Origin of the sequence: Corynebacterium sp. HMSC078A10 (assembly GCF_001811565.1) — a bacterium.
In the GTDB taxonomy this organism is placed as follows: Bacteria; Actinomycetota; Actinomycetes; order Mycobacteriales; family Mycobacteriaceae; genus Corynebacterium; species Corynebacterium hesseae.
Map to the genome: position 1 here is coordinate 1 of NZ_KV805202.1, position 6,544 is coordinate 6,544.

A 6,544-nucleotide genomic window follows, 5' to 3' on the forward strand; every position below is an offset into this window, starting at 1 on the left:
CCGACGTGTCTACTTTCCGGGGGTCAGGCCCGGGTGTTGCATTCACCGCTTGAACCCGCCGGTCGACGCGCTAACCAATCGAAGCGCATTCCTGTGCAGACTGCAAAACCTCGGTCTTTCCAGAGAATGCGTGTGGTGCTTAAGTCTTCAGAAGAATCGTGGGGAGTCTAGTTTCAGAGTGAACTTTCTTTAGCATAGATGGCAATTAGTGAAGCCTCTACCCGGTTACGAGCGCCAGTAGTCCTCAGAATAGAGGACACATGAGCTTTGATTGTCCCAGGTGCTAAGTGCATAGATTGCGCGATCTCCGAATTGGTAGCGCCACGACTGAGCCGCACCAACACCTCTTGCTCTCTAGACGTAAGACGGCCAAACTTCTCCACAGCAGCTCGAACTTCTGCATAACGCGCAATCCTTTCAGGAGAAAGAAGCCTGCGTGCCACAGATGGGGAGAAAAAAGCCCCTCCCTCAGCAACCGCATGAACCGCAGTAAGCAAAAGCGACGGATCCCCCGCCTTTAGTACGAAACCATCTGCATCAAAACGAACAGCTTCCAACACATAATCGTCTTCACCAAAAGTAGTGACAATCACGCACGCTAGACGCTGTGGGCGTTGTCGAACTTTTCGCAACACATCTAAACCCGTCAGACCAGGCATCTGGATGTCCAAAAGTAAAACATCCGGTCGATACGCGTCAATCAAGTCCAGGGCCTCAGTACCGCTGGATGCCGAAGCTACCACGAAGATGGAAGAGTCAGATTCAAGCACACCCTTGATTCCAGCCTGTATAAGTGGATCATCGTCGACCACCATGACTCGCACTGGCTGCTTTTTACTACTCATCTGTCTTCTCCCCGAAGATAGTCCACCGACGACACCACATTCTCTTTGAAGCAAACCCGGTAAATATCTCCTGCAGAATCATCAAAAGTACGTGCCGTCACTGCATAATAATGGCACCCAGGTATGGGAAGGTCTCCCCGCCGAGGAGGAACCTCTCGGTCAGGTAATACACGTTCGATTTCTGCCTGATCACTACCCACCGTAATGCCTGCAAACTCTTCCGGAGGAAGCAACGCACGACTTTTCTGGAACGTAGACGCCACCTCAGTGCCAAGCAATCCAGCAACTATCAGGGAAGCGGTCAACAGCACTATCCGCTGCTGCGCATGTCTGATGCCCGGGTTAACCATCTCATTAGAAGCAGTAGACTCCTGGTCTTCAGTATTGATCAGGACACTTTGCTCGACTTGTAGAGGAATCGTCGCCTCGACCGAAAAAGTGCTCCTAGTTGCATCGACCTTTAGATCCCCGCCGCCGGCTCGAAGATCCCGAGTAAGCGCTGAAAGACCAACACCAGAGCTTCTATGCGCAACCTCTTGAACCGTCGTCGCATTAACCACTCGCGCTCGAAAGACCTCTCCAACTTCCACTAGATGAATGAAAATGTTTTCACCCGGTGCGTGCTTCATCGAATTAGTAATAGCCTCCTGGAGAAAACGGTAGAGAACTTTGTAGCCGCTTGTTTCTGCACAGATGCTGGTAGGTAAAGGATCAACAAAGATGGATGCCCCTGCATTTTGAGCATGTTTGATGAGCGCTTCGATAGAATCAGTTGCCCCGGGGGCAGGCTTGGCACCTAATCGGAGAGCAACAACTGAATCCCCCAACTGTTCGACTGCTTTGCCAAGGTCCTCGCGCGCAGAGGAGATGATGCTCCGAAGATTCTCGGGCAAAGCCGAATCCAGTTCGACGCGACTGAGATTCAAAGCTACAAGGCTGAGCGAATGGCCAAGTTCATCGTGCAAAGATTGGGCCAGTGAAAGCCGCTCAACAGATGCTTGACTTTGAAGATTAGCTACGTACTGGCGCCTTCGTAGATCTCGTTCCCGCTCAGCTCGTTTGCCCAGACTGACATACTGACGCACCGCTACCATGCACAGCCAGGGAATTCCCGCCCTGAGTATTGATGGGGGCAGTTCCCCCATCAGATAAAGCCAATGCCCGTCCTGCCAAATAGTTCTAGCCACACATGTGACTATCAAAACGACCAGTCCTGCTAGCCCAACGCTAACACCTCGTGATATCGCTCCAATTCCTACACCTAATGCTGTCAGAAAAGAAACTTCTAGGAGGCCAGGCTCTGGAACGGCTGCAATCAATCCAAAAAGTAAAGCGCAAACCATCTCCAAAAATCGCTGGGGATTTACGCGATTACGCAGAATCATATTCATAGTATGCCTGATAATCACCGTTCAGAGTACTGCCGATAGGGAGGCACTCGAGAAGTATTTCTATGCCAAAAGGCTTAGACAACTATGTCTCATCGGCAGATGTGTTGCCCATTAGACCCCCATAGCGTAAGTAACCGTGAACGAAATTGATACCCAAACACACATATCGAGATCAATAACAAGACGGTCCGGACTGAAGATGGGGATGGGATGGGCGTGGATTGTCACTATCGCGCTACTCATCGGCTCCGCTATCGCATTCCCTGAGCGACAATTTCTATATTCGTCGATCGTTACGACGGTTCCGCGTATACACCTTGAAACGCTGGTCACCCTCATAGCAAGTAAAGGGCTGCTTATCCTAGTGGCAACAGCGACAGTTGTCGGCCTCTGGTGTCTTGCTCGATCGCGTGAAAGACTTTCAGTGTTTGCTTGTGCGGGAGTCGGTGTTGTCATCGCATATTTGCTGAGCGAAGGAATAAAGATTCTCGTTTCCGAGCCGAGACCATGTGCAAGCAGTATGCTCACGACCGCACTCACATGCCCAGACCCAGGTGATTGGTCGTGGCCTTCAAATCATTCAGTGCTGGCCGCGGCATTTGCTACAGCTTGCGTTCTTGCGCTATCTCGTACTAAATGGATCGTGGTACCTGTGGCAATTGTGATCGCCAGCTCCCGAGTCGCAGCTGGGGTGCACTACGTCCATGATGTGTTATCCGGACTGGCTTTAGGCGTTGTCACAGTTTGTCTGGTAGTGGTCTTGCTCCACCCGGTCTGGGTTCGCTTTGCAAACTCTGAACAAAGCAGACTTCGACACGAAGGCGGCCAAGCGTGATTACCGTAAGCAGACTAACGAAACAGTATCGAACATTCTCAGCTATCAACGATCTCACATTCACTGTCCCTGATGGCGCCATCACAGGTTTCCTAGGCCCCAATGGCGCAGGAAAATCTACGACTATGAGATGCATGCTTGGCCTAGACTGCCCAACCGCAGGCAATGTTCTCATAGACGGGCGCAAGCTTTCCCAACACGCGCAGCCGGCTAGAGCCGCTGGGGCAGTTTTAGATACATCATGGTTTCATGCTGGACGTTCAGGTTTAGCACACCTCGAAGTTGTTGCTGCATCAGCCGGGCTACCTCGTTCAGCAGTTCATGCTGTTTTGGAAGAGGTGGGGATGTCATCAGCTGCGCGTCGTCCCATGGGAAAATACTCATTGGGAATGAAACAACGACTCGGAATCGCGACAGCAATGCTTGGTCGCCCCCGGAATCTTATTCTAGATGAACCAATGAACGGCCTAGACCCCGAAGGCATGCTGTGGATGCGTTCCTACTTAACGAATCTAGCTACCCAGGGACATGCGGTATTCATCTCTTCACATCTGTTAAGTGAAATCGAGACCTTAGCCGACCGGATCCTTATCATCGGTCAAGGCCACATTCTCGGTGAATGGAACATGAAAGACTTCGTTAATTCTTCCCAGAACACCATCATAGCTACCAATGATGATTCTCGTCTGATGGGTGAGTTACGAAATTTGGGTGTCGATGTCAACAAGCTTCCAAACGGGCTTGAAGTCTCGTTTAATCAACGGATCCCAAATGTATTGGCACTGTCTCGTAAATGCCACGACGCGGACATTCTTATCACTAGCTTGGGTTCTAGCACTTCCACTTTGCAACAAGCCTTCCTAGAGCTTACTGCCACATCATCAGACTTTAACGCAAGAAGGTTTCAACCATGATTGCTGCTTTCCGCGCCGAACTGCGCCGTCTTATTTCTCTTCGCTCGACGGGTGTCTATGCGGTAATGCTTCTTGGCTGTTTTTTCGGACCGATCATCATCATGGCAGCAGTCTATGATGCCGAATACCAAGGACCTATCGATGCCAGTGATATTGGCAAATGTATCAGCATATTTCATGTTTTGGCGATAATCTTTAGTGGGGCATACACAGCTACCGAGATTCGATCTGGGTCCACAGCGATAGCTTTTCTCACTCAAACTTCTCGGTATTTGTCTTTGGTGGCGCACTATGTCGTCGAAGGTGTCTTTCTGGTCTGTGCATTTGCGATTGGTATACCGCTGGCCCTATTAGCTGGGATGTTGTACCCAGATGGATTGGAAATAGGCGTGGGAGCGCTACCGTATTGGGGGCTTTATTTGGGCATCGTATTGGTATGGTCATCGATGGCTACCTCTATCGCTGTTATTACGCGCTCTGTAGCTGCAGCCGTAGCGACCCCGATCACCTGGATGTTACTCATTGAACAACTCTTGGCGCAGATCCCAATGTTCGACGCTATAACGCCTTGGCTTCCGTTCGCGGCTTCCCACTCGCTGCTGGCTAGATCGTTGGGCGAGGCCACTAGTGTCTATCCAGCGCTTGCAACCGCGTTCGCTATCCTATCTCCTGCTTTCTTATTAGGAGTCTTGTCGTTCACCCTGCACTGCAAGCGTGATGCGCCCTAATTGGGATTTGATCTAGGTTACGAAACTCTCGGAGAGTCTGCTTTAGCAATAACTGGTTTGAAGCCTGCGGTTAGAGTGACCACTTTCTCCAGTGAAGGGATCGATCTACCAGGTCAAGACGGGAAGGTTGAGATTTTAGATCACCAGCTGCACCGCGTTTCGTCATAAATGAAGTGAAGTGCCCCGGGTTTTGTTCCTAGGCATTTGCCTTGATTTCTATTATTTCTTGGGTCGGGTTTGTTGCCCAAAACTCTGACTCAACCTCAGCAGGCGTGCGATAGTCGAGATTCTGATGGAGTCTGGTCCATCTGAACTGGCCCCCGAAAGTTGGACTGGTTTAATTCTAGGCGGTTAGGGCTTCAAGGGTCTGATTTCGATATTGCATCGGGGTTAGACCCTTGAGTCGTTGTTGGATGCGTTCGGTGTTGTACCACCGGATGTACTCGTCGATTGCCTGGTTGAACTCTGCGACGGTGTCGAAGGCTTCTCCGTGGTACATCTCGGTTTTCAGGTGGCCGAAGAAGTTCTCCATGACCGCGTTGTCGTAGCAGTTGCCTTTGCGTGACATCGATTGGACTCCCTGGTGCTGGCTAATCAGGGTGCGCCATGATGAGTGCTGGTATTGGAATCCTTGATCGGTGTGGATCATCCAGCCCGGCTCTGGAGCACACGCTTTGATCGCCTGCGCCAACGAAGCCGAGGTAAACGCTGTAGACGGCGATGTGGCCACTGTGTGGGCGACGATTGAGCGGTCGAACAGGTCCATCACCGGTGAGAGATACACCTTGCGGCCAGCGACTTTGAACTCGGTGACGTCGCTGACGAAGACAGTGTTGAGCCTATCGGGGGTGAAGTTGCGCTCGAGTGTGTTCTCAGCGATGTAGCTGATTGTGCCAGTGTAGGAGATGTAGGGCCTGCGCTGGCGGATCTTGGCTTTCAAGCCCATGGCGCGCATGAGCTTGTAGACAAGTTTGTGGTTGACCACCCAGCCCTGGTTACGCAGGTCGAGCAGTACCCGCCGGTAGCCGTAGCGGTGTTTGTTGCGCTGAAAACTGTCCCGGATCGCTTGTTTGAGCTCGGCATGTTTATCCGGTGCGGTGAGTCGTTTTTGGTGGTAGAAGAATGTCGAGCGTGCCATGCCGGCCGCATCCAGGAGGTAGTCCAAGCGGTGGTGTGACTTGAGGATGACGATTGCCTGGGCTTTCAGGCGTGTCCCTGGTTCCTCAAGTCTCGCAATTTTTTTAAGTAGGCGTTTTCCGCTTCCAGCCGCTCAACCTGGCGGCGAAGCTTTTCCTCTTCCGTGAGGCGTTTCGGCCCAGCCGATCCTTTGGGCCTGCCCTTCGGCTTCGGGCGCAGAGCCTCGTCGCCGCCTCTGCGCCACTTAGCCACCCAGTCCTTGACGAGGTGGTCGGATGAAAGATTGAACTCTCGGGCAAGATCCATCATCGACTCACCCGCAAGATGACGTTCTACAACTTCCTTCTTCGCCTCGAAGGAGTAGTGCTGCTTGTTTGGTTTCTCCACGAGACATAGTCTGCCACGCAGTTGGAAACGACGATAAAGTCTACGCGTTGCGTCTCTCGAGACACCGACAACACGAGCAGCGGCTCGGCAACCCATTCCCTGCTCGAAAAGCTCCACTAACTGCTCACGCTGAACTTCACTCAGCGAACTACGTGCTCTCAAAGAAAATGCTCCCCACTAGTTGTTGGCAACTGATTTCTCAGTCCAACTAATGGGGAGCAGTTCAGAATCCGGGGCGCTTTTTCGCTATTTATTCCACGCTTTCTTGACCGTAGCCACAGGCGGGCGCAGGCACTACGTGCCGGAG

General features: G+C 51.9%; 5 protein-coding genes and 1 pseudogene. 3 read left to right on the forward strand and 3 right to left on the reverse strand.

Translation table 11 applies throughout. The features are described 5' to 3' along the window. Positions 1 to 173: 173 nt before the first annotated feature. A complete protein-coding gene (locus HMPREF2808_RS05735; protein WP_034964032.1) occupies positions 174 to 845 on the reverse strand; it encodes a response regulator in 672 nt (223 codons plus the stop codon). After that, positions 842 to 2,230: a sensor histidine kinase gene (locus tag HMPREF2808_RS13005; protein ID WP_168165069.1), complete on the reverse strand. Its 1,389-nt coding sequence runs from the start codon at positions 2,228 to 2,230 to the stop codon at positions 842 to 844. The genes HMPREF2808_RS05735 and HMPREF2808_RS13005 overlap by 4 nt, the downstream gene beginning before the upstream one ends. 211 nt (positions 2,231 to 2,441) lie before the next feature. Between HMPREF2808_RS13005 and HMPREF2808_RS13010 the strand changes: the two genes are divergently transcribed. The 3 genes from HMPREF2808_RS13010 to HMPREF2808_RS05745 are packed head-to-tail and all read left to right on the forward strand — an operon-like array spanning position 2,442 to position 4,713. After that, positions 2,442 to 3,071: a phosphatase PAP2 family protein gene (locus HMPREF2808_RS13010; protein WP_100619287.1), complete on the forward strand. Its 630-nt coding sequence runs from the start codon at positions 2,442 to 2,444 to the stop codon at positions 3,069 to 3,071. After that, the gene (locus HMPREF2808_RS05740; protein WP_034964029.1) at positions 3,068 to 3,985 is read left to right on the forward strand and encodes an ATP-binding cassette domain-containing protein; all 918 of its coding nucleotides are present in this window, start codon (positions 3,068 to 3,070) and stop codon (positions 3,983 to 3,985) included. The genes HMPREF2808_RS13010 and HMPREF2808_RS05740 overlap by 4 nt, the downstream gene beginning before the upstream one ends. Beyond that, a complete protein-coding gene (locus HMPREF2808_RS05745; protein WP_005291905.1) occupies positions 3,982 to 4,713 on the forward strand; it encodes an ABC transporter permease in 732 nt (243 codons plus the stop codon). Before HMPREF2808_RS05740 ends, HMPREF2808_RS05745 begins: the two co-directional genes overlap by 4 nt. 343 nt (positions 4,714 to 5,056) lie before the next feature. Here HMPREF2808_RS05745 and HMPREF2808_RS13015 read toward each other — a convergent pair. Continuing rightward, positions 5,057 to 6,275: pseudogene (locus tag HMPREF2808_RS13015) on the reverse strand (IS3 family transposase); the annotation flags it as partial. Between the last annotated feature and the right edge of the window lie 269 nt (positions 6,276 to 6,544).

What these genes read in the sequence shown, in the direction of transcription:
- HMPREF2808_RS05735 (WP_034964032.1), bottom strand. Translation starts at nt 845, where the DNA reads ATGAGTAGTAAAAAGCAGCCAGTGCGAGTCATGGTGGTCGACGATGAT.
- HMPREF2808_RS13005 (WP_168165069.1), bottom strand. Translation starts at nt 2,230, where the DNA reads ATGATTCTGCGTAATCGCGTAAATCCCCAGCGATTTTTGGAGATGGTT.
- HMPREF2808_RS13010 (WP_100619287.1), top strand. Translation starts at nt 2,442, where the DNA reads ATGGGATGGGCGTGGATTGTCACTATCGCGCTACTCATCGGCTCCGCT.
- HMPREF2808_RS05745 (WP_005291905.1), top strand. Translation starts at nt 3,982, where the DNA reads ATGATTGCTGCTTTCCGCGCCGAACTGCGCCGTCTTATTTCTCTTCGC.